This window comes from Rhodococcus sp. BE178, assembly GCF_050433545.1.
In the GTDB taxonomy this organism is placed as follows: domain Bacteria; phylum Actinomycetota; class Actinomycetes; order Mycobacteriales; family Mycobacteriaceae; genus Prescottella.
Window position 1 is genome coordinate 58,147 of record NZ_JBNPXA010000016.1, and the last position, 19,731, is coordinate 77,877.

General features: G+C 67.1%; 19 protein-coding genes, 1 tRNA gene and 1 pseudogene. 14 read left to right on the plus strand and 7 right to left on the minus strand.

The genetic code is table 11. The annotated features are described in order from the left end of the window. Nucleotides 1–7: 7 nt before the first annotated feature. Both polA and J2X34_RS23370 read right to left on the minus strand, forming a co-directional pair. Nucleotides 8–2,746 carry a DNA polymerase I gene (gene polA / locus J2X34_RS23365; RefSeq protein WP_429519908.1) on the minus strand — a complete coding sequence of 913 codons (2,739 nt, stop codon included), beginning with the start codon at nucleotides 2,744–2,746 and terminating at the stop codon, nucleotides 8–10. An 81-nt stretch (nucleotides 2,747–2,827) separates the two neighbouring features. Beyond that, a complete protein-coding gene (locus J2X34_RS23370) occupies nucleotides 2,828–3,448 on the minus strand; it encodes an ANTAR domain-containing response regulator (protein WP_114722828.1) in 621 nt (206 codons plus the stop codon). Nucleotides 3,449–3,557: 109 nt separating this feature from the next. Here J2X34_RS23370 and J2X34_RS23375 point away from each other — a divergent pair. Further along, nucleotides 3,558–3,634: transfer RNA gene (locus J2X34_RS23375), tRNA-Leu, on the plus strand. An 81-nt stretch (nucleotides 3,635–3,715) separates the two neighbouring features. Here J2X34_RS23375 and J2X34_RS23380 read toward each other — a convergent pair. After that, the gene (locus J2X34_RS23380; protein WP_429519909.1) at nucleotides 3,716–5,017 is read right to left on the minus strand and encodes a tyrosine-type recombinase/integrase; all 1,302 of its coding nucleotides are present in this window, start codon (nucleotides 5,015–5,017) and stop codon (nucleotides 3,716–3,718) included. A gap of 220 nt (nucleotides 5,018–5,237) precedes the next feature. On the opposite strand from J2X34_RS23380, the gene J2X34_RS23385 reads away from it, so the two are divergent. The 8 genes from J2X34_RS23385 to J2X34_RS23420 all read left to right on the plus strand — a co-directional run bounded on the left by J2X34_RS23385 (nucleotide 5,238) and on the right by J2X34_RS23420 (nucleotide 10,703). Further along, nucleotides 5,238–5,495 carry a hypothetical protein gene (locus J2X34_RS23385; RefSeq protein WP_429519910.1) on the plus strand — a complete coding sequence of 86 codons (258 nt, stop codon included), beginning with the start codon at nucleotides 5,238–5,240 and terminating at the stop codon, nucleotides 5,493–5,495. A gap of 248 nt (nucleotides 5,496–5,743) precedes the next feature. Continuing rightward, nucleotides 5,744–6,286 carry a hypothetical protein gene (locus J2X34_RS23390; protein WP_429519911.1) on the plus strand — a complete coding sequence of 181 codons (543 nt, stop codon included), beginning with the start codon at nucleotides 5,744–5,746 and terminating at the stop codon, nucleotides 6,284–6,286. A 71-nt stretch (nucleotides 6,287–6,357) separates the two neighbouring features. After that, nucleotides 6,358–7,671: a DNA primase family protein gene (locus tag J2X34_RS23395; protein ID WP_429519912.1), complete on the plus strand. Its 1,314-nt coding sequence runs from the start codon at nucleotides 6,358–6,360 to the stop codon at nucleotides 7,669–7,671. A 135-nt stretch (nucleotides 7,672–7,806) separates the two neighbouring features. Then, nucleotides 7,807–8,832 carry a hypothetical protein gene (locus J2X34_RS23400; RefSeq protein WP_429519913.1) on the plus strand — a complete coding sequence of 342 codons (1,026 nt, stop codon included), beginning with the start codon at nucleotides 7,807–7,809 and terminating at the stop codon, nucleotides 8,830–8,832. Next, nucleotides 8,829–9,044, plus strand: coding sequence for a hypothetical protein (locus J2X34_RS23405; RefSeq protein WP_429519914.1), 216 nt, complete (start codon nucleotides 8,829–8,831; stop codon nucleotides 9,042–9,044). Before J2X34_RS23400 ends, J2X34_RS23405 begins: the two co-directional genes overlap by 4 nt. Before the next feature lie 390 nt (nucleotides 9,045–9,434). Next, nucleotides 9,435–9,842 carry a hypothetical protein gene (locus J2X34_RS23410; protein WP_429519915.1) on the plus strand — a complete coding sequence of 136 codons (408 nt, stop codon included), beginning with the start codon at nucleotides 9,435–9,437 and terminating at the stop codon, nucleotides 9,840–9,842. 1 nt (nucleotide 9,843) lies between these two features. Further along, nucleotides 9,844–10,242: a hypothetical protein gene (locus tag J2X34_RS23415; RefSeq protein ID WP_429519916.1), complete on the plus strand. Its 399-nt coding sequence runs from the start codon at nucleotides 9,844–9,846 to the stop codon at nucleotides 10,240–10,242. Continuing rightward, nucleotides 10,239–10,703: a hypothetical protein gene (locus J2X34_RS23420; RefSeq protein ID WP_429519917.1), complete on the plus strand. Its 465-nt coding sequence runs from the start codon at nucleotides 10,239–10,241 to the stop codon at nucleotides 10,701–10,703. The genes J2X34_RS23415 and J2X34_RS23420 overlap by 4 nt, the downstream gene beginning before the upstream one ends. A 5-nt stretch (nucleotides 10,704–10,708) precedes the next feature. Here the strand turns inward: J2X34_RS23420 and J2X34_RS23425 are convergent, their stop codons facing one another. Beyond that, nucleotides 10,709–10,900: a hypothetical protein gene (locus J2X34_RS23425; RefSeq protein ID WP_429519918.1), complete on the minus strand. Its 192-nt coding sequence runs from the start codon at nucleotides 10,898–10,900 to the stop codon at nucleotides 10,709–10,711. Between the two features lie 412 nt (nucleotides 10,901–11,312). Further along, nucleotides 11,313–12,170 carry an AraC family transcriptional regulator gene (locus J2X34_RS23430; protein ID WP_429519919.1) on the minus strand — a complete coding sequence of 286 codons (858 nt, stop codon included), beginning with the start codon at nucleotides 12,168–12,170 and terminating at the stop codon, nucleotides 11,313–11,315. Nucleotides 12,171–12,384: 214 nt separating this feature from the next. Here J2X34_RS23430 and J2X34_RS23435 point away from each other — a divergent pair, with 214 nt between their 5' ends. Then, nucleotides 12,385–13,467, plus strand: a complete 1,083-nt coding sequence (locus J2X34_RS23435) for an aldo/keto reductase (RefSeq protein WP_429519920.1) — start codon at nucleotides 12,385–12,387, stop codon at nucleotides 13,465–13,467. A gap of 52 nt (nucleotides 13,468–13,519) precedes the next feature. Here the strand turns inward: J2X34_RS23435 and J2X34_RS23440 are convergent, their stop codons facing one another. Next, nucleotides 13,520–14,335 (minus strand): alpha/beta fold hydrolase, encoded by an 816-nt coding sequence (locus J2X34_RS23440; protein WP_254622518.1) that lies wholly within the window; start codon nucleotides 14,333–14,335, stop codon nucleotides 13,520–13,522. Between the two features lie 433 nt (nucleotides 14,336–14,768). Between J2X34_RS23440 and J2X34_RS23445 the strand changes: the two genes are divergently transcribed. The 4 genes and pseudogenes from J2X34_RS23445 to J2X34_RS23460 form a co-directional block, all read left to right on the plus strand. After that, entirely contained in the window at nucleotides 14,769–15,221 is a 453-nt protein-coding gene (locus J2X34_RS23445) for a Zn-ribbon domain-containing OB-fold protein (RefSeq protein WP_114722824.1), read from the plus strand. Then, the gene (locus J2X34_RS23450; RefSeq protein WP_114722823.1) at nucleotides 15,218–16,414 is read left to right on the plus strand and encodes a lipid-transfer protein; all 1,197 of its coding nucleotides are present in this window, start codon (nucleotides 15,218–15,220) and stop codon (nucleotides 16,412–16,414) included. Before J2X34_RS23445 ends, J2X34_RS23450 begins: the two co-directional genes overlap by 4 nt. A 68-nt stretch (nucleotides 16,415–16,482) precedes the next feature. After that, nucleotides 16,483–17,142 carry a cysteine hydrolase family protein gene (locus J2X34_RS23455; RefSeq protein WP_429519921.1) on the plus strand — a complete coding sequence of 220 codons (660 nt, stop codon included), beginning with the start codon at nucleotides 16,483–16,485 and terminating at the stop codon, nucleotides 17,140–17,142. Nucleotides 17,143–17,575: 433 nt separating this feature from the next. Continuing rightward, nucleotides 17,576–17,902, plus strand: a pseudogene (locus J2X34_RS23460) (transglycosylase family protein); the annotation flags it as partial. A 103-nt stretch (nucleotides 17,903–18,005) separates the two neighbouring features. Here the strand turns inward: J2X34_RS23460 and J2X34_RS23465 are convergent. Further along, complete coding sequence (locus J2X34_RS23465; RefSeq protein WP_429519922.1) at nucleotides 18,006–19,637, minus strand: ABC-F family ATP-binding cassette domain-containing protein; 1,632 nt, start codon at nucleotides 19,635–19,637, stop codon at nucleotides 18,006–18,008. Between the last annotated feature and the right edge of the window lie 94 nt (nucleotides 19,638–19,731).

Consider the following 19,731-nt stretch of genomic DNA (forward strand, 5'->3'; position numbering starts at 1 on the left):
GCTCACGTCAGTGCGCCGCGGCGTCCCAGCTTCGTCCGGTGCCGACCGACACCTCGAGCGGCACCGACAGTTCGATGGCCGAGGCCATCTTCTCCCGCACCAACTGCTCCACGCGCTCGCGCTCGCCCGTGGCGACCTCGAGGACGAGTTCGTCGTGCACCTGCAGCAGCATCCGCGACGCGAGCCCGGCGTCCTGCAGCGAACGCTGGACGTCGATCATCGCGACCTTGATGATGTCGGCGGCCGTGCCCTGGATTGGCGCGTTGAGTGCGGCCCGCTCGGCCACCTCACGGCGCTGACGGTTGTCGCTGTTGAGATCGGGCAGGTAACGCCGACGCCCGAACAGGGTCTCGGTGTAGCCGACCTTGCGGGCCTGCTCGACCACCTCGTGCAGGTAGTCGCGCACGCCACCGAACCGCGCGAAGTACGCGTCCATCTGCTGCTTGGCCTCGTCGGTGGAGATCTTGAGCTGCGCGGCGAGGCCGAAGGCGCTCAAACCGTATGCCAGCCCGTACGACATCGCCTTGACCCGTCGACGCAGTTCCGGCGTGACCTCCTCGATGGGCACACCGAACGCCCGGGAGCCGACGAAACTGTGCAGGTCCTCCCCCGTGTTGAATGCCTCGATCAGGCCCTCGTCGCGCGACAGGTGCGCCATGATGCGCATCTCGATCTGGCTGTAGTCGGCGGTGAGCAGTGTCTCGAAGCCGTCGCCGACGACGAAGCCGTCGCGGATTTGCCGTCCCGCGTCGGTCCGGACGGGGATGTTCTGCAGGTTGGGTTCCGTCGACGACAGTCGACCGGTCGCGGCCACGGTCTGGTTGAACGTGGTGTGGATCCGACCGTCGTCCGCGACCGTCTTGAGCAGTCCGTCGACGGTGACCTTGAGCCGCGTTGCGTCCCGGTGCGCGAGCAGGTGCTCGAGGAACGGGTGCTGGGTCTTCTCGAACAGCGACTGCAGCGCGTCGGCGTCGGTGGTGTAGCCGGTCTTGGTCTTCTTGGTCTTCGGCATCTCGAGCTCGTCGAAGAGCACCACCTGGAGCTGCTTGGGCGAGCCCAGGTTGATCTGCTTGCCGATCACCTCGTACGCCGCGTCGGCCGCCTCCGCGACCCGGGCCGCGAACGTGCTCTGCAGGTCGTGCAGGTGACCGGAGTCGACGGCGATGCCCGTCGCCTCCAGCTGCGCCAGCACCGCGAGCAGCGGCAGCTCCATGTCGGCCAGCAGTCCCGTGCCCTCGATGTCCGCGAGTTCGGTGTCCAACGCCGCGGCCAGGTCGACCACCGCGCGAGCACGGAGAATCTCGCCTTCGGCCTGTTCGGCATCCGCCGCCTCTTCGTCGTCGAGCAGCGAAAGCTGTTGCTGCCCCGACTCTTCCACGCGAAGCTCCCGCTTGAGGTAGCGCAGGGACAGGTCGTCGAGGTTGAAGCTGCGCTGCCCGGGACGAACCAGGTAGGCGGCGAGTGCGGTGTCACTGGTCAGTCCGGCAAGGGTCCAGCCGCGTCCCCACAGGGCGTGCATCGCCCGCTTCGCCTCGTGCAGCGCCTTGGGCTGCGCCGGGTCCGCCAGCCATGCCACGAGCGCCGCCTCGTCCTCGGGCGTCACCGTGGCGGCCGGGATGTAGGCGCCCTCACCGTCGGACGCCGCGATCGCGATCGCGGTGACGTCTCCGCCGTAGGGGGTTCCCGCGCCGACGACGGACAGCCCGTGCCGCTCGCCGGTCGACGCGTGGTCCGCGATCCAGCCGGCCACCTCACCGGGTGTCAGGGCGCGCCCGCGCACCTCGAAGCCCTCCTCGGCCTCCGGTTCCGCGGACGACAGGGTCGCGAAGAGTCGGTCGCGCAACACCTTGAACTCGAGGTCGTCGAACAGCGCATGGATGCGTTCGCGGTCCCACGGCGCCAGCGACAACTGGTCCGGCGTGTACGGCAGCGCCACGTCGCGCACCATCTCGGTGAGCTGGCGGTTGAGGACGACGCTGGGCAGGTTCGCCCGCAGCGACTCGCCCACCTTGCCCTTCACCTGGTCCACCTGGTTGACGAGGTTCTCGAACGATCCGTACTCGCGGATCCACTTGGCGGCGGTCTTCTCGCCTACCCCGGGGATACCGGGGAGGTTGTCACTCGGGTCGCCGCGCAGCGCCGCGTAGTCCGGGTACTGCTGCGGTGTGAGCCCGTACTTGTCCTCGACCGCCTCGGGGGTGAAGCGGGTGAGGTCCGAGACGCCCTTGCGCGGGTAGAGGACGGTGACGTCGTCGGTCACCAGCTGCAGCGCATCCCGGTCGCCGGTCACGACCAGCACCCGGTAGCCGAGCGCGGTGGCCTGCGTCGTGAGCGTCGCGATGATGTCGTCGGCCTCGTAGCCCTCGATCGCCATCACGGGAATGCCCATCGCGCCGAGGACGTCCTTGGTGACCTCGACCTGGCCCTTGAACTCGTCCGGGGTCTTGCTGCGGTTCGCCTTGTACTCGGGGAACGCCTCCGCGCGGAAGGTCTGCCGGGAGACGTCGAATGCTGCCGCAACGTGCGTCGGCTGCTCGTCGCGCAGCAGATTGATCAGCATCGATGTGAACCCGTAGACCGCGTTGGTGGTCTGGCCGCTCTGCGTCTTGAAGTTCTCGGCGGGTAGCGCGAAGAAGGCGCGGTAGGCGAGCGAGTGCCCGTCGAGCAACAGCAGCGTCGGCCGCTCCGAGCCGGACGCGTCAGGAGTAGCAGAGACGGTGGACGAGGACGTGGATGCGGGGCTCACGGTTGACCAGTCTAGGGAGCCGGACCGACAGCCACGCCCTTCCTCCCCGCGCGTCGCCCGATGCGCGGGGTCACAGCGGGCTCAATCGCCCGCGGCGTCGGCTCCCAGCGTGTCGACGACCACCTCGGCCACGGCCTTCATCGTCGTCCGACGATCCATGGCCGCGCGCTGGATCCATTTGAATGCCTCGGGCTCGGAGAGCCCCTGTGACTGCATCAGCATGCCCTTGGCGCGCTCGATGACCTTGCGGGTCTCGAGCCGGTCCGAGAGGTTGGCAACCTCGCGTTCGAGCAACGAGATCTCCGTGAATCGGCTCGCCGCCAACTCGACCGCCGGCACCAGGTCCGCCTTCGAGAACGGCTTGACGAGGTACGCCATCGCGCCCGCATCGCGCGCCCGCTCGACCAACTCCCGCTGACTGAATGCGGTCAGGATCACAACGGGGGCAATTCGTTTGGCGGCGATCTCCGATGCCGCATCGATCCCGTCGCGGCGCGGCATCTTCACGTCCATGATCACCAGATCCGGCCGCAACTCCTCTGCCAACTCGACTGCACGCTGACCGTCGCCGGCCTCACCGACGACGTCGTAGCCCTCTTCGCGAAGCATCTCGACCAGGTCGAGCCTGATCAACGCCTCGTCTTCCGCCACCACCACACGCCGCGGCTGTCGTTCGGTGGCCTGCGTGGCGGGAGCGTTCATAGTCACCAATCTCCTCCAGTCGGCGCCCACGGATCGGGGCGCGAACGATTCGAGGGTACCGGTGGTTTGACTGGGGCCCGTGATCTTCTAGAGTAGGAACCCGCAAGACGCCCTCGTATCCCAATTGGCAGAGGAAACGGATTCAAAACCCGTGCAGTGTGAGTTCGAGTCTCACCGAGGGCACCAGTAAGGCCAGGTCAGGATAGGTTTTTCACCAAACATCTGTTTGGCTGTCTGCGAAACGGCTCGCAGCAGCTCGCAGGGTCCCTAATTCGCCAGGTCGGAGAGCTGGGCCCACGCCTCATCGAGGATCGACCTCCGAGCGTTCGACTTGCCCGTCAGAGCCGCCGTGCGATCACCGTCGAGGCGGGTCGCGAGCGCATCCAACTCGTCTGGGAACAGGTGGCCGTAGCGGTCGAGGGTGAGGGTCGCCGTCTTGTGGCCGAGCATCTTCTGAACGACCTTGACGTTCGCGCCAGACTGAATCGCCAGGGACGCCGCCGTATGCCGTAGCTCGTGCGGTACGAGCCCCTCGACGCCGACCGTCGTCGCGGCAGGGTCGAAGCGCCAACGGAACTCACCCGAGGACATCCACGAGCCACCCTTGCCGGGGAACACGAGCGCCGTCGCCTTCTGCCCTTTGACAACCTCGCGGAGCAGCTCGACCAGGAAAGCGGGCACCGGGACCGAGCGGGATTCGTGGCCCTTCGTAGTGCCCTCGACGAATCCACTTGCCTCACCCGCCTTCTTCTCGTCAGCGGAGCGGGTCACGTAGGTGACCGAGCGACGCACCGTCAGCCGAGCGCCGTCGAGGTCCACGTCGCGCACCTGTAGCGCGATCACCTCGCCGAAGCGCAGGCCGCAGTAGGCGAGCACGTAGACCATCACCCCGAGGTCCTCGCACTTGCCCGCCAGGGCCTCAACCTGGCCGTGGTCGAGGTAGCGCCGTTCGGTTTCCTGCTTGCGCGGCATCGCGACGCCGACAGCGGGATTCACTGGTAGCAGCTTGAGCCGTACCGCTTCGTCGAGAACCTGTTTGAGCACCTGGTGAGCTTGAATCACGCGCGAGGCCGACAGCTTGCGCGCGACCATCGCTCGCCCCTGGCCGTCGTGGGCCGCCACCGCGTGCTTGCCCCGCTGCATCGCCGTGACCCACGCGCGTACCCCTGCGTAATCGACATCGGCCAGCGTCACGTCCTCCCACGTCGGCAACACGAGTCCGTCGAGGAGCGACCGGTAGCCCGCGACCGTCTTCGGCTTGAGGTGCTCGCGGTGCTTCATCCACTCCCCCGCAACCTGTCCGACTGTGCGCGTCCCGGCGGCCTTGCCGACGAACTTGCCGGTGACGAGATCGGCGGTGTTTTGGTCGAGCCACGATTGCAGCTCGTCACGGTCGCTCGACACCTTGATGTGCTCGTGCCCGTCGTAGTCCACGAAACGCGCTTGATAGCGGGAGCCCTGCCCGTACTTCGTGGACTTCTTGCCGTCGCGGCGCATCCATCGGTCTTCAATCCCGCTCCGGCGGTTGCGCTTCGTCTTCGGCGTCGAGGTGGTCGGGGTGTCAGCCATGAGCGCAACCTACCCGCCGACCAAACGGATTCCCTGCGAGCTGCGAGCCGTTGTGACGTAGATCACCCAGCGCTATAGATGGCCCGCACTGGCCAGAACTCGCCTGACTGTCAGCTTTGTGAAACATATTCCGTTGCCCCACAGAGCATTTCGTTTGCACGTCCGATGCCCGTCGGCGCACGCTGTGCACAGACCGCATCGAGACCAGAGCGAGGAACGAATGAGCACCACAGAGCCCCCGAATGCACAGCCCGGCATTGCCGACATCGGAGTGATCCCGCTGACCGTCCGGCGTTTCACCCTGGAGGAGTTGAGCGCCATCACAGGACTCACCGTGCCGAGCCTGCGCAACCTCCACCGCCAGGGCAAGGGCCCGCTGATGTACCGCATGGGAAAGCGCCTGTACTGCGACGAGCCCGACCTACTTGCCTGGTCGATCAAGCAGAAGGCCGAAACCGGCAAGGGAATCGGAGCCTGACCGCTCGACGCACGACCTTCTCGACCAAATCCGGGGAAACGATTTGCCGAGAGACAGGAACAAGAAGTGCCTGCACAAACGAAGAAGGCCCCGACCGTAATCGGGGCCCCCACCGTTCATTTCCCCCGCCCGAGCCAGCAGACAGGAGACCGAGAGAACGACCATCACGATACCCGAGGTATCGGCGATCTGGTGGCTCACGCCCGCGCGTACAGCGCGGCACTCATTGCACTGTGCGGGGGTGTCCGATGAGGTTCACGGAGTGCGAGGACCCGGAGATCAACCACGCGGACAACGAACGCTGCTACTGGTGCAACGACGCCGATCTATCGAAGTTCGACGGTGAGAGGTACACAGCGGCAGAACGTCGGCGAATCCTGTTCATTTGGGGTGAGCGGTCCCGCCAGGAGCAGGACAAGTTGCTGGCCGAGCTTGGCGACGACCTGATCGACCGGGCCGTGGAGTTACTGGAGTCGATCACCGTCGAGCAGCAGGCCGTACTGCTCCAAAAGGCGTTCGGCGAGGCGCAACCGCTGACCGTCGCCGTGACAGGCCAGCGGTATCGCGCCGTCCAGATGCGCGACCCACGGAACGTGTTCAACCCAAGCCACCTTCGCCGCTTGCGGGACTTCTACCGGCGTCACGGTCGCTTGCCCGCTGTAATCACCGTCAGCTTCACCGAGGAGGAGGCCCGCAAGTGCGGGCTACCCCCGCGCGTCATCGTTCCGCCGGAGATGCGGGCGGACCTGGCCCACCGCTTCGACCTCGAACAGGAACCGGAGTTCTTCTAATGACCATCGACGACACCCGCGCTGGGGTCCGGCTATCGCGGCAGCACACAGGGCAACCCCGCTTTGCCTACATGTTGGCGGAGAAGCACGCCGACGAAATCATGTTCGTGACCGGCATCGGCTGGTTCTACTACGACGGCACCCGCTGGGTCGAGGACCCGGACGGCGTGCGCGCGACCCGTCTGGTGCTCGCCTTGCTGCGCAAGGGCCGCTCGCAGGAGACAGTGGACAAGGACACCCTGGCCGAGATCATCGCGTGCGAGCGCGCCAGCGGGCTTAACGGTGTCCTGTCCATCGCGGCGAAGCTGCCAGAGTTCCACCGGACCGTCGAGGAGCTCGACGCCGACCCGAACCTGTTGAACGTCGCGAACGGCACCGTGGACCTTCTCACCGGCAAGTTACGTCCGCATGACCCGCGCGACCTGATCACCAAGAAGGCACGCGCGGCGTACGACCCCGACGACCCCGACGCCCTCTCGGAGACGTGGACGAAGTTCCTGGAGTCGTCGCTACCCGACCCCGAGGTGCGCGGGTTCCTCCAGCGGTACGCGGGTTATGCGCTGTCCGGCCGGGTCACCGAACACGTCCTGTGCATCCTGTTCGGCGAGGGTCGCAACGGCAAAGGTGTGTTCTACGAGGCGCTGACGCACGCGCTGGGGTCCTACGCCGGGACCGGTGAGCCCGAACTGTTCCTCGACCGGCGGGGGGCTCACCCCACCGGGGAGATGGACCTACGGGGCTTGCGGCTCGTCACCGTGTCGGAAACCGGTCAGGGTGCGCAGCTCGCCGCCGCGACGGTTAAACGGTTGGTGGGTGGCGATCGGATCAAGGCCCGCCGGATGCGCCGGGACTTCGTGGAGTTCGTGCCGTCGCATACGCCGATCCTGGTCACGAACCATCTGCCGAAGGTGCGCGGCGATGATCCGGCGCTGTGGGCTCGCCTGCGCGTCGTCCCGTTCGATGTCGTGATCCCGGAGGCCGACCGGGTGAAGGACCTTCCCGAGCGACTGGAGGTGGACACGGACGCCGTACTGGCCTGGATGCTCGCCGGACGCCGGGACTACCTCGACAGAGGAGACCTGGACGCACCGGAGGCCGTCAAGGGTGCGACGGCCGGTTACCGCGAGGCGCAGGACGCGGTGATGCAGTTCCTCGAACAGGTCACGGAGAAGGACCCGGACGGCAAAGCGGAGTTCCCCGTGATGTACCAGCGGTGGACGAGCTGGGCCGACCGGAACGACTTCCCCCCGCTTGCGAAGGGGGAGTTCCGGAAGGCGCTGGAGTCGCGTGGGGTCGCCATCCGCAAGGGCACCGGCGGCAAGAACTACGTCATCGGGCACACCCTCACCCCCAACAAGTTGACCATGCCGACCAACGGCGAGTGACCCCCGGAGTGGAAAAAGTGGAAAACCAAACCAAAGACGCCATATACGCGGAAACCCGATCAATGGATTGATTTTCCACTTTTTCCACTCTTTGCAGGTCAAGGCACATTTTCACCGAAAGAAAGAGAGCTCGCCATGAGCGACCGCGACATCATCAGCACGTTCGAGAACAACTACCTCGACATCGAAGAGATCCCCGAGGAGCCGTACACCCGCGCCGACGCAGAGGGCGAGTGGTTCGGCGCGCAGGTGCGCAATGCCAACGCGAACATCGAATCCATGCACGAACCCAAGCGCCAACGGCGGGAGGCAGCCGAGCGGGAGAAGGCAGACCAGGAAGCGCGTCGGGTCGCAGCGGGAGGCGGCGAGAAGGTCACGACCGAGTTGCGCGGTGAGATCGGCCAGGCCGTCGACGACGTGATGCGCCTGGACCGGATCGCCGAGACCGCGCGCAAGGTCGAGCACCGGATCACCGAGGAAACGCGCGAGATGCTCGCACGGGCCATCGAGGACCGTGACGAGGAACTGTTCAGCGCAGCATGGGATGCGGCGGCGAGCAAGACGAAGGTTCCGCCGATCGTGGCCCCCGCGTGGGAGTGGACGAGTCGTGACGTGCCCACGTCACCGGGGCAGAACGGCCCCGGGGTGCGGTGGACCGCCGAGCGTCTGTTGGAGCGTCTGCGCAAGCGTCAAGCCGTGGAAATGGGTGCGCGGGTGGCCGAGGTGCTCCCCGATGTCGATCGGGTGCTCGTCGAGACCGCCGAGAACATCCTCACCGCAGCGGGTTCGGCAGCGGACACCCTGACCGGTGCGGGCCTGACCGTGGACGCGACCGCCGAGGACGTGATCGCGCACGGTGGTTCCGAGGTGATCGCAGCGTTCAAGGCGTGGGGCCAGGCCGTGGCCGCATGGGGTGATGTCCAGTCGGTTCGTCGCTGGGTGGCCGTCGCAGCAGAGCTTGGGTTCAGTGAGACGAACCCCGAGCGCCTGGCCTACGGCGAAGGTGTGGCCGACCTCGAAGCGCGGGTGTGGGGTTCGCAGTTCGAGGGGGCAGGGGTCCCCGTGGGAGGGGTCGCAGGAGCCCTGTCCTGGTGGGTCGGCAACGGACGACCGGCACCGATCGGTGTCGGCGGCAACGAGAAGGCAGGAGCGGTCAAGTGAGCAACGAAGGCAGCAAGCGCGGCATGGGTCAGTACCTGGCAAAGCCGATCGAGCGAGACGAGAACGGCAACGCGAAGAACCCCGGCGTGGCGGTGACCGAAGCGGCGGGCAAGAGCGCCGAGCAGCGCACCCAAAAGTTCCAGCGCGCGAAGGGCCTCACGCACAGCGGGACCCGTCGCGGCATGGGGTCCTACCTCGCACGCGGTGAGTAGGTTCTAGCGCGTCAGCGTCGATCTGAGCTGGTGTTACGCCACACCGGGGAGGCTCAGGTCGGCGCTGGAGTTCTAGGACCCCCGGCGGGGGAGGTCCCCCCGGGTCGTTCTCAGCGGAGCAGCCGCGTACTGGTGATCCACGCCCGTCCCATTCAATGCTACGGGTCGTCAGGAGCGCCGTTTCGGCTAGAAATGGGCCCTGAACAGGCATTTTAGGCTGGCCGGCAAAACCGTCCAGCGGGCCCGCTGCGCGCTCAAGCGGCCCGCGATCAGCACTGAATGCCTGAAAGCGCTTGCCGCCATTGATGTTTCGCGATTTCCGGACGGTCTGACTTGACCCGTCACGATAGCCTTTACCTATTGACCCAGAGTGATTGATAGGTGATTGGAATGGACGAGCAGACATCGGCGAGCGCCGCGACCGGCGACGAGCTGGCAGAGTTCTACCGCAGCAAGGCCGCAACGGCGGGTGTGATGCTCGAACACGACGACGAGGTTCTCATCGGCCAGGCAGCGGCGACGCTCGACCTCATTGCGGCGCTACAGCGGGACCTCGACAAGAACGGCGTGATGCTCGTCGGCGCGACCGGCACAGCCAAGGTCAACCCCGCCAGCGTCGAGGTGCGCCAGCAGCGGCAGACGCTCGCGAAGCTGACGGCCATGATTGGCTCTCGCATCGAGGTAGCGGCGACCGGGACCCGCTCGCGAGGCACGCCGCCAGGAGCGACGCGCGGGCCGTACGGCGTAGCACCGGCACAGCGGCGAGGCACTGCCCCGAACCGACGCCGGGGGGCCTGACGTGGCTATTCGGATCGCCGACGCTGATACCGGCCACACCCGCGAGCGGGGAGAGCTGACATTCGCCGACGTGCCGGAGCGCCTGCGACCGAGCGGGTTCCGGTACTGGCTCAACCGGGTACCGGAGTACCCCGCCATCACCAACGTGGATCACTGCGTAGCAGCGTTCGGCGAGGACATCGCCGGGTCCCGCTTGCTCGTCGCGCGTCACGCACCGCACCGGCCCCCGGCAGACCCGCAGTGGCGGACACAGATCGCGACAGCGGCGCAGTGGGAGGCGTATGTCGCATGGTGCGCCGAGCAGGGGCTGACCATCGACGGCGCAGACCCCGGCAGCCGAGGGGCTGTGCCGCGTGAATGGTCGTGGACCGAGTTCCGACGCTGGGAGGATGCGCAGTGATCGACCACGAGACCGGCGAACTCATCGTGCCCGACTACTGCCCTCGCGGGCACGAGCTGACCGCCAGGACGACGCACATCACGACTGCCAGCGGGAGGCCCACCGGGTGGACCTGCGTGCGCTGTATCCGCCTCGACCTGTGGCGCGCGCACTACGACCACCACACCAACCCCGCCGAGCGGGGTAAGTCGATCCCGCCGGAGGAGTTGGCCGAGACCCGGTACCAGCGTCAGAACGTCAAGTACGTCCGCGATAGCGACCCGTCCGCGTGGACCGAGCGAGTGCACTTCGCGAGCGGGTGGGGGTACGACCGCGAGGACCCGACACCCGAGATTCGCCAGGCGATCCGAGAGGCAGCCGAACAGGCCGAACGGGACAGGGCAGCAGAACGGGCCCGCTGTGAGCGCGAGAAGGCGAACGCCGACCTGTTGGCGCTGTGCCGGGGAGAGGGTGCCGCGTGATCGTCCTACGCGTGTTCGGTCGCGAGGTGCTGGCCGTGGGCCGTGAAGATGTTCTTCACCCCGGAGGTGAAGGCGACCTTCACGACGCCGACCTGACCGCCGGAGCGTTCGAGATCGCCGACGACCACCAGCAGCGGGACCCTGACGCCGAGGTCTACCTGACGAGCCGACGCCGACGACCTCCGATCGTTCGGCACCGGGCCGGAGCGCTCCCGTTCGGGTTCGTGGCGTCAGCTCGCAACAGCTCGCAACAGCTCGCAGGAACCGCCGATAGGGTGTGCGCGCAAAGCTGACAGGATTAGATAGATTCGATCGAGTTGATAGGTCTACCAGCGCGTTTAGGTGTCGGGTGGGGCATGACAACCCGATCGAAGCTATCCAGGGGAAACGCTTTCACACGGATTCAAAACCCGTGCAGTGTGAGTTCGAGTCTCACCGAGGGCGCCAAGATCGAGCGCTGCGAGTGCTGCGCACCAGCTTCACATCCCGGACCCGGTCATCGACCGGCCCGGGGCCAACCAGACCGGTATGTCGTTCGGTCATCGTCGCGGAATGCCGAGGGGCGCAAGGACCGACGTGATGTCCGTGCAGAGGGTGCTCGACGGCGACTCAGAACAGTGAACCGGGGCGAGAGAACTCGGCGTTCGTACGCAGGCCTTCGGCATGCTGCCCGGGCGAGGCACCGAACAGTCGGCGGTACTCACGATTGAACTGCGAGGGGCTGTCGTAGCCGACGACATGCCCGACTCCTGCGACGTCACCGGGGTGCGCGACAAGCATCGAGCGGGCCTGCTGCAGCCGAATCCGTTTCTGGAACTGCAAGGGGCTCATGGACGTGACTGCCCGGAAGTGTCGGTGAAACGTCGATGCACTCATATTCGACAGCCGCGCGAGGTCCTCGATCCGCATCGGCTCGGCGTAGTTGTCACGGATCCAGCGGATTGCGCGGCTGATGTGCGACACATCGCTGTCGGCCAGCCCGATCTGGCGGAGCGTGTCCCCGTACGGACCGGCGAGGAGCCGCCACAGGATCTCTCGCTCGATCAGCGGGGCGAGCACGGGCACGTCCGCGGGATGATCGAGTAGTCGCAGCATCCGGGCAACCGCGTCGAGCAGATCGGCATCCGTCTCGCCGGTTGTGATCGCCGGCTGGCCGCCCGCGCCGCGGGACCACCGTTCGGTGGGGGCCTGTAGTACCAGTGCGGCGACGGCTTCCGGGCGCAGCACCAACCCCGTGGCCAACGACGGCGCGCCTTCGTCGATGTCGATGTAGTGGCCGGTGACGGGCAAGTCGGCGGTGACGACCAGGCATTCCCCCGCCCGGTATTCGTAGACGTGGCCGCCGAGCAGGAGTCGCTTTCCGCCCTGGGCCATGACCACCAGCAGCGGCTCGGTCAGCGAATATTCCGGCGTGGCCGAGTCGACGGTCACCGTCGACAGCAACAGCCCGTCGATCGGCGTCCGCATATCCGGCCTGCCGCGATGCGGCCCCGGATCTCGTCCAGTCGGTCGGCTGTCGTGCGCACAGTTCACGTAAGCATCCGCGCCGCGGTCCGGCAATCCGATCGGGGCGTTGTCGAGAGGATCGTGCAACGCCGCGCGTGAATCGGTCTACCCCCCCCCTCCCAGCGCTTCGCGTTTCGATGGGAATGCACGTTCCGACACGGACAAGGAGCAGATCATGGGGCTCGATCAGTACGTCACTCTCGGCCGATCGGGGCTGCGGGTCAGCCCGTTCGCCCTCGGTGCGATGACCTTCGGCGAGGACGCCGGCGGCGCCGGCTGCAGCGTCGAGGAATCCGAGAAGATCCTCGCCACCTACCTGGACCTCGGCGGGAACTTCATCGACACCGCCAACTTCTACACCAACGGCCACTCGGAGAAGATTCTCGGGGACTTCTTCGCCCACCAGCGCGGTCGCCGCGAGCGCGTGGTGCTGGCATCGAAGTTCTTCGCGAACCTCTTCCCCGGCGACCCGAACGGCGGCGGCGCGGGGCGCGCGTCGATCATCGCCCAGCTCGACGAGACCCTTCGCCGTCTCCGCACCGACTATCTCGACCTGTACTGGTTGCACAATTGGGACCGCAACACACCGATCGAGGAAACCCTGCGCACCCTCGACGACCTGGTCCGCGCCGGCAAGATCCGCTACATCGGGTTCTCCAACAACCCGGCCTGGGTGACCGCTCGGGCCCAGACCACGGCACTGTTGCGGGGGTGGACCCCGTTGATCGCGCTGCAGGTCGAGTACTCGCTGCTGGCTCGCACCGTCGAAGGCGAAATCGCACCCCTCGCTCTCGATCAGGGCATGGCACTGGTGCCGTGGAGCCCGCTGCGGAACGGGTTCCTGTCCGGCAAGTATCGACGCGGCACCGAGGTCACCGACTCCGCCCGCGCCGCGTTCGTCGGCGGGCCCAGCGACGCCGAGTTCGTGGTGATCGACGCCGTCGCCGCGATCGCCGACGACCTCGGCACCACCTCGGCGGCCGTGGCACTGGCCTGGTTGCGGGCCCGGTCCGAGACCGTCGTCCCGATCCTCGGCGCCCGGCGAGTGGAACACCTCACGAACAACGTCGCCGGCCTGGAGGTGGCCCTCGGCCCCGACCACCTCCGCATGCTCGACGAAGTGTCGGCCCCGACCCTGAAATACCCGGCGCCGATGAACGGCGACACGCGGGCGATGCTCCAGTTCGCGGGCACCACCGTGGACGGCGAATCATCCACCGTGTACCCACCGCTGCTGCAGAGCGATGTCCGGTACTGACCGGGCTGACGGAGGGCCGACCGATACCGACCCTGGGCCCCGCACGACCGGGTCACGCCGACTCGGCCAGGGAGTCGAGAATGGCCCGGTAGTGCAGGTGCGCCATGAAATGGCCGCCAGTCCCGATGTTCAGGGTGGACTTGGGGATTCGGGTGGCCAGTTCCGTCGGCCATTCCTTGGGGATGAGCCGGTCCGCGTCGCCCCACCACACGTCGACCGGCACCTGGAGTTCCTCTGGCGAGAACCCCCACGGGCGCGCCCACGCCCGGTAGTCCTCGACCACGCCGGCAGGGATGCGCAGCCCTTCACCGGCCATTGCGGCGAACGCCTGCAGTTCGCCGTGGACGACCTCGGCGTCGGCGGGCGCGAGGGTCCGGGCGGAGATCCGCGCGAACTGTTTGGGCATGGACCATGCCAGCACCGACAGGGAGCGGAACCACGCGGCGGCCAGTGACGGACATCGTTGGGACATCCGGGTGCACCATCGATCCATCGGCGTCAAGCGCGCGAAGGTGCCGTCCTCGGTCAGCGGCAGTGCGCCCGCGACTATCGCCACCCGGTTGATTCGCGACGCCAACGCGTATCCGAGTGCCGCTGCGTACTGACCACCCATCGACCAGCCGAGCACCGCCATCCGTTCGATCCCGAGGTGGTCGGCCAACTCCTCCACGTCCGCGGCCCAGTCGAGGACTGTGCGTCCGGGGCTGGGATCCGAGAGGCCGATCCCGGGCCGATCCGGTGAGATGAGCCGGATCCCGGCGGCCTCGGCGACGGGCGCGGCCCCTCGTATATCGAGGCGGCACGACAATCCACCGTGGGCACTGACCACGACGAAGCCGTCTGCGGGTCCGTAGTCGGCGAATCCCATCGACCGACCATCTCGCAGACTGATCACCCGATCCTCAGGCCTGACAGTCACTCTGGGCACAGCGCACCTCCGACGAGTCGGAATCACGATAACGGTCGGTTGCCCAACAGTGACGGACTTCGACACTGCGAGTTCGCGGCCGTGTCGGCCCAGGCCAGGCGGCTGCCGAGCCGGCTTGCTCCGACACGCCCGGAGCTGGTGTCGCTTTTGGTCGTTTGTTCGGATTCGATCGGTCGATCCGCGCTTCCCGAGTCCCACTGGACGGACGCGCCCCCCGGGATCCGACCGTCCCACGCACCGCCGATCCGGGCCGCCGTCCGGTGGATGGGACGGCACATCGGGAATCAGTTAACTCATGCCATACTGCAACCCGTTCCAACGCCGGTCGCCGACCAGACCGGCCGATCAGGCTCGACAAGCAGATGAGGTTTGCATGAGCGACACCGCCACACCGGCCGTAGAGGGCTGGTTCACCACCGGGCCGGAGCCGGCCCTGATCGGCACCAAGTGCCGGTCCTGCGGCACGATCTCCTTCCCGCGGGAGACCACGTTCTGCAAGAACCCGGCCTGCTCCGGCGAGGAGTTCGACGATGTCGAGCTGTCGCGCCGCGGCACGGTGTGGTCGTACACCGATGCGCAGTACAAGCCGCCGGCCCCGTACATCGCGAACACCGATCCGTACGTCCCGTTCGCGCTCGCAGCGGTCGAGCTGCCCGAGGGCCTCGTCGTGCTCGGCCAGGTGGCCGACGGCTACGGCGTCGCGGACCTCAAGGTGGGCAACCCCGTCGAACTGGTCATCGAGACCCTCTACACCGACGAGACGGGCGACCGTAGCATCTGGCGCTGGAAGCCGGTCGCTGCAGCAGAGAACGGGGCACAGGCATGAGCACCAACAATGATGTGGCCGTCCTCGGCGTCGGTATGCACGCGTGGGGCAAGTGGGGCCACTCGTTCGTCAAGTACGGTGTCGCCGCCGCCCGCGCGGCCCTCGCCGACTCGGGCGTGGACTGGCAGGACGTCGACCTCATCGTCGGCGGCGAGACGGTCCGCAACGGCTACGGCGGCTATGTCGCCGGCGCCACCTTCGCGCAGGCCCTCGGATGGAACGGCGCCCGCGTCGCGACGTCGTACGCCGCATGCGCCACCGGCGCTCAGGCACTCGACACCGCCCGCGCCCGGATCCTGGCCGGACTCTCCGACGTCGCACTGGTCGTCGGCGCCGACACGACGCCCAAGGGCTTCCTGGCTCCGGTCGCCGGCGAGCGCTGGGACGATCCGGACTGGCTCCGCTTCCGCCTGATGGGCATGACCAACCCGGCGTACTTCGCGCTCAATGCGCGTCGGCGCATCGACCTGTACGGCGCCACCCCCGAGGACTTCGCCGCCGTCAAGGTCAAGAACGCCAAGCACGGCCTGAACAACCCGAACGCGCGCTACCGCAAGGAAGTTTCGGCGGCCGACGTGCTGGCCTCGCCGGTGGTCGCGGACCCGTTGCACCTGCTCGACATCTGCGCCACGTCCGACGGCGGCGCCGCCATCATCCTGACGTCCATGGAGTACGCCCGCAAGAAGGGCATCGTGGATCCCGTTCGGATCAAGGCAATTTCGACCGTCACGCCGACGTTCCCGCAGACGATCATGGACATGCCGAACTTCTCCACCGAGTCGGCGTCCGCGGTGCCCGCGCCCGAGCGCACGTTCAAGGAGTCGATCGGCGACGCGGCCTACGAGGAGGCCGGCATCTCTCCCGAGGACGTCGACGTCGCCGAGGTCTACGACCTCGCCACGTCGGTCGAGCTCGACTGGATCGAGGACCTGGGACTGTGCAAGCGCGGCGAGGCCGAGCACCTGTTGCGTGCCGGTGACACCACGATCGGTGGCCGCATCCCGGTCAACCCGTCCGGTGGTCTCGCCTGCTTCGGCGAAGCCGTTCCGGCACAGGCACTCGCGCAGGTCTGCGAGCTCACCTGGCAGCTCCGCGGCCAGGCCGAGGGCCGCCAGGTGGAGGGTGCTCGCGTGGGTATCACCGCCAATCAGGGCCTGTTCGGGCACGGCTCGTCGGTGATCGTTTCCGTCTGACGGACATTCAGCGACATCGAGCGCCCCTCTCCCACCGGGAGAGGGGCGCTTTCGCTATGTTCGACGGCATGACGGATGCGGCAGGCTCGCTCGACGATCATGTTCGCCCACATCTCGATTCGTCCGCTCTCGTGGTGATCGACATGCAGAACGACTTCATGGACGAGGGGCCGCTTCCGGTTCCCGGAACCGCAGCCTTACTCCCTGTGCTCACCCGGATCGTCGACGCGTACCGCCGCGCCGGGCGCCCGATCGTGCATGTCGTCCGGATCTATGACGGCGATGACGTCGACCTCGTGCGCCGGACGGCCATCACCCGTGACGACGCGCCGCTCGTGCGGCCGGGCACGGCAGGCTCGCAGGTGGTCGACGGTCTCCTGCCCGTCGGCGCGCCGCCACTCGATCCGAAACTCCTTGTCGAGGGTGGGTTCCAGTCGGTAGGCCCGTCCGAGACCGTGATGTGGAAGCCGCGCTGGAGCGCATTCCATCGGACCCGGCTGGACGAGTACCTGGCCGGACTCGGCGTCGACACCGTCGTCGTCGCCGGCTGCAATTTCCCGAACTGCCCGCGGGCCACGCTGTTCGACGCGAGCGCCCGCGACTACCGGACCGTTCTCGCCTCCGGCGCGACGTCACAGGTCACACCGGATCGCCTCGCCGATGCCCGGTCCATCGGAGTCGTCGTAATGCCCGCCGCAGCCATCGCCGCCGCGTTCCATGCGACGTGAACAGGTCTTTTTCGCCGAAACTGCACGGTTGCGCAATTCGTAGCCGGCGCACTGTTTCTGGTCGCGTGAGCATTTCGCACCACCCTGGATGTGACTGACGTCACGGCCCAGCAGTGACCCTCATCACTGTTTGGACTCGAGTCCAACCCCGGAAACCGGGCTGTTTCGCCCGCCGACCTCCCGATACGACCGACCACACAGCGCCATCATGGACGGCCGTACCGAAAAACCGATGGGTGACGCCGAAACCGATCCGTCCTAGCGTCGTCAACGGCTCGACACGAACGAGCAACCGCCGTCCCGCTTCTCGTCATCTCTGCCCCCGCGGGACCGGATTCGAAGACCTTCCAGGGCAGAAGCGAGGGAATCGCTTCCGGCGCCCACCGACGGGCCCCCGGAACCCTCGCCATCCACCACGGAGAGGACATCAACTATGGCTGGCATCACCGTCAAACGCGCACTCGGCACCGTCGCCGCCACCACGGCACTTATCGCCGCACCACTCGCAATGAGCACCGGCACGGCCAACGCCGCCTCCGGCGACTGGGATTCCGTCGCCCAGTGCGAGAGCGGCGGCGACTGGGGCGCGGACACCGGTAACGGCTACTACGGCGGCCTGCAGTTCAGCGCCGGGACCTGGAACGCCAACGGCGGCTCCGGCCTGCCCCACCACAATTCGCGTGAGGAGCAGATCCGGGTTGCCGAGAGCGTTCTGGCGAACCAGGGCAGTGGTGCGTGGCCGTCGTGCGGCCAATTCCTCTGAGCCTGAATACGCTCGCCGAGGAGGCGCTCTTCGTGCCGGATTTCCGGCACGAAGAGCGCCTCCTGCGTTCACCAGAGTCGATTCCGTTCGGCCATCGGATTCACGAGTCGCTCGGACCCGCCGGCGAGGCGATGACGAGTTCACGGAAAGAGCCGCTGCGGTCGAGTTCGAGCACCCTGTCGAGTTCCAGACGCTCGAGGAACGCGGTGTCGTGACTGACCACCAGAACGGCACCCCGATAGTCGCGCAGCGCATCGACCAGTTGGTCGACGCTGCGGATGTCGAGGTTGTTGGTCGGCTCGTCGAGGACCAGAATCTGCGCCGGCGGATCCGCCAGGAGAAGCTTCGCGAGCGACACACGGAAGCGCTCTCCACCCGAAAGGGTGGATACCGGGCGGTCCACGCTGTCACCTCGAAGAAGCAAGCGGGCCAGTTGATTACGGATAGCACCCGACGACATGGTCGGCGCCGCCGCACGGACGTTGTCGAGGGCGCCGGCCTCGTCGTCGAGCCCGTCGAGACGTTGTGGGAGGTACCCCACTCGGTCAGTGAACAAGGTCCCGCTCGGACGACCCGGTGCCGCTGGCCGTCCGTAGACCAGCCCCTCGATCAGGGTCGTCTTGCCGACACCGTTGGGTCCAGTGACCGCGAGCCGTTCCGGGCCCTGCACCTGGACAGTACGATTCGTTCCGCGAAGTTCGGCGATCCGCCGGCTGCGCGGAACGTCGGGATCCGGCAGTCCCAGATGAATATGTTCGTCGGCCCGAACGCGTGCGGCGGCCGCATCGACTGCCGCTTTGGCGGCCTGCACTTTCGCGTCGAGCCCGGTGCGCATGGCACCGGCCGATGCTTGTGCCTTGCTCGCACGATTTCCCGCCAGGATCTTCGGGATGCCCCCGCTCTGCTGGGTTGTCCGAGCGGTCCGCTCCCGGCGCGCCAGCTTCGTCTCGGCCTCGACGCGTTGCCGCTTCTCGACTTTGAGTGCTTGTTCCGCCGATCGGGCTGCCTGAACCGCCGCTGCCTGCTCGCGGCCGAGATGCTCGCGCCACGCGCTGTAGGGCCCGCCGAAGACGCCTACCCGACCGGCGTGTAGCTCGGCGGTGTCGTCCATGCGTTCCAACAGGTTCACGTCGTGGCTGACGACGACGAGCGCTCCCGGCCAGGTGCCGACCAGCTCTGCGAGTTTTGCGCGAGTCGACATGTCGAGGTTGTTGGTGGGCTCATCGAGCAACGTGATCGGTGTGTGCTGAAGGCGCAGCCCGGTGATTGCGACGAGCATGGCCTCGCCACCGGATATCTGTCCGACTCGTCGGTCGAGATCAGCGGCGGAGAAGCCGATCTCACCGAGCGCCTCAGCGGCGCGGGTCTCGATGTCCCAGTCGTCGCCGATCGCCTCGAAGTGAACATCGTCGACCTCCCCGGCCTCGATCGCACGGAGCGCCGCCAGCTTGTCGGCGATTCCGAGGAGCGCGGCCAGTCGCGTCTGCCGGTCGAGCGTCAGGGTTTGCGGCAGATAGCCGACATCGCCCGACGTCGTGATCTGTCCCGACGTGGGTGTGAGCACTCCGGCGATCAGCTTCAGCAGTGTCGACTTCCCTGCTCCGTTGTCGCCGACCAGTCCGGTGCGACCGGAACCGATGGTGCCGAAGAGTCCTGCGAGCGCGACTGTTCCGTCAGGCCACTCGAACGTGAGGTCCCGAAAGGTGATCGCGGGTTTGATGGACGTTGACATGTTCTGTCTCCCTGTGTGCAAGGCAATCCGATCGGCGCGGCGGCCCGCCGGATCTGCGTCTACTCCACAGACCCGAGGCGGACGAACACGACCG

Bases quoted from the DNA above. Each gene is read 5' to 3' on its own strand.
- J2X34_RS23370 (WP_114722828.1), bottom strand. From the start codon at position 3,448: ATGAACGCTCCCGCCACGCAGGCCACCGAACGACAGCCGCGGCGTGTG.
- J2X34_RS23380 (WP_429519909.1), bottom strand. From the start codon at position 5,017: ATGGCTGACACCCCGACCACCTCGACGCCGAAGACGAAGCGCAACCGC.
- J2X34_RS23385 (WP_429519910.1), top strand. From the start codon at position 5,238: ATGAGCACCACAGAGCCCCCGAATGCACAGCCCGGCATTGCCGACATC.
- J2X34_RS23390 (WP_429519911.1), top strand. From the start codon at position 5,744: ATGAGGTTCACGGAGTGCGAGGACCCGGAGATCAACCACGCGGACAAC.
- J2X34_RS23395 (WP_429519912.1), top strand. From the start codon at position 6,358: ATGTTGGCGGAGAAGCACGCCGACGAAATCATGTTCGTGACCGGCATC.
- J2X34_RS23400 (WP_429519913.1), top strand. From the start codon at position 7,807: ATGAGCGACCGCGACATCATCAGCACGTTCGAGAACAACTACCTCGAC.
- J2X34_RS23410 (WP_429519915.1), top strand. From the start codon at position 9,435: ATGGACGAGCAGACATCGGCGAGCGCCGCGACCGGCGACGAGCTGGCA.
- J2X34_RS23430 (WP_429519919.1), bottom strand. From the start codon at position 12,170: ATGCGGACGCCGATCGACGGGCTGTTGCTGTCGACGGTGACCGTCGAC.
- J2X34_RS23435 (WP_429519920.1), top strand. From the start codon at position 12,385: ATGGGGCTCGATCAGTACGTCACTCTCGGCCGATCGGGGCTGCGGGTC.
- J2X34_RS23440 (WP_254622518.1), bottom strand. From the start codon at position 14,335: ATGGGATTCGCCGACTACGGACCCGCAGACGGCTTCGTCGTGGTCAGT.
- J2X34_RS23445 (WP_114722824.1), top strand. From the start codon at position 14,769: ATGAGCGACACCGCCACACCGGCCGTAGAGGGCTGGTTCACCACCGGG.
- J2X34_RS23450 (WP_114722823.1), top strand. From the start codon at position 15,218: ATGAGCACCAACAATGATGTGGCCGTCCTCGGCGTCGGTATGCACGCG.
- J2X34_RS23455 (WP_429519921.1), top strand. From the start codon at position 16,483: ATGACGGATGCGGCAGGCTCGCTCGACGATCATGTTCGCCCACATCTC.
- J2X34_RS23465 (WP_429519922.1), bottom strand. From the start codon at position 19,637: ATGTCAACGTCCATCAAACCCGCGATCACCTTTCGGGACCTCACGTTC.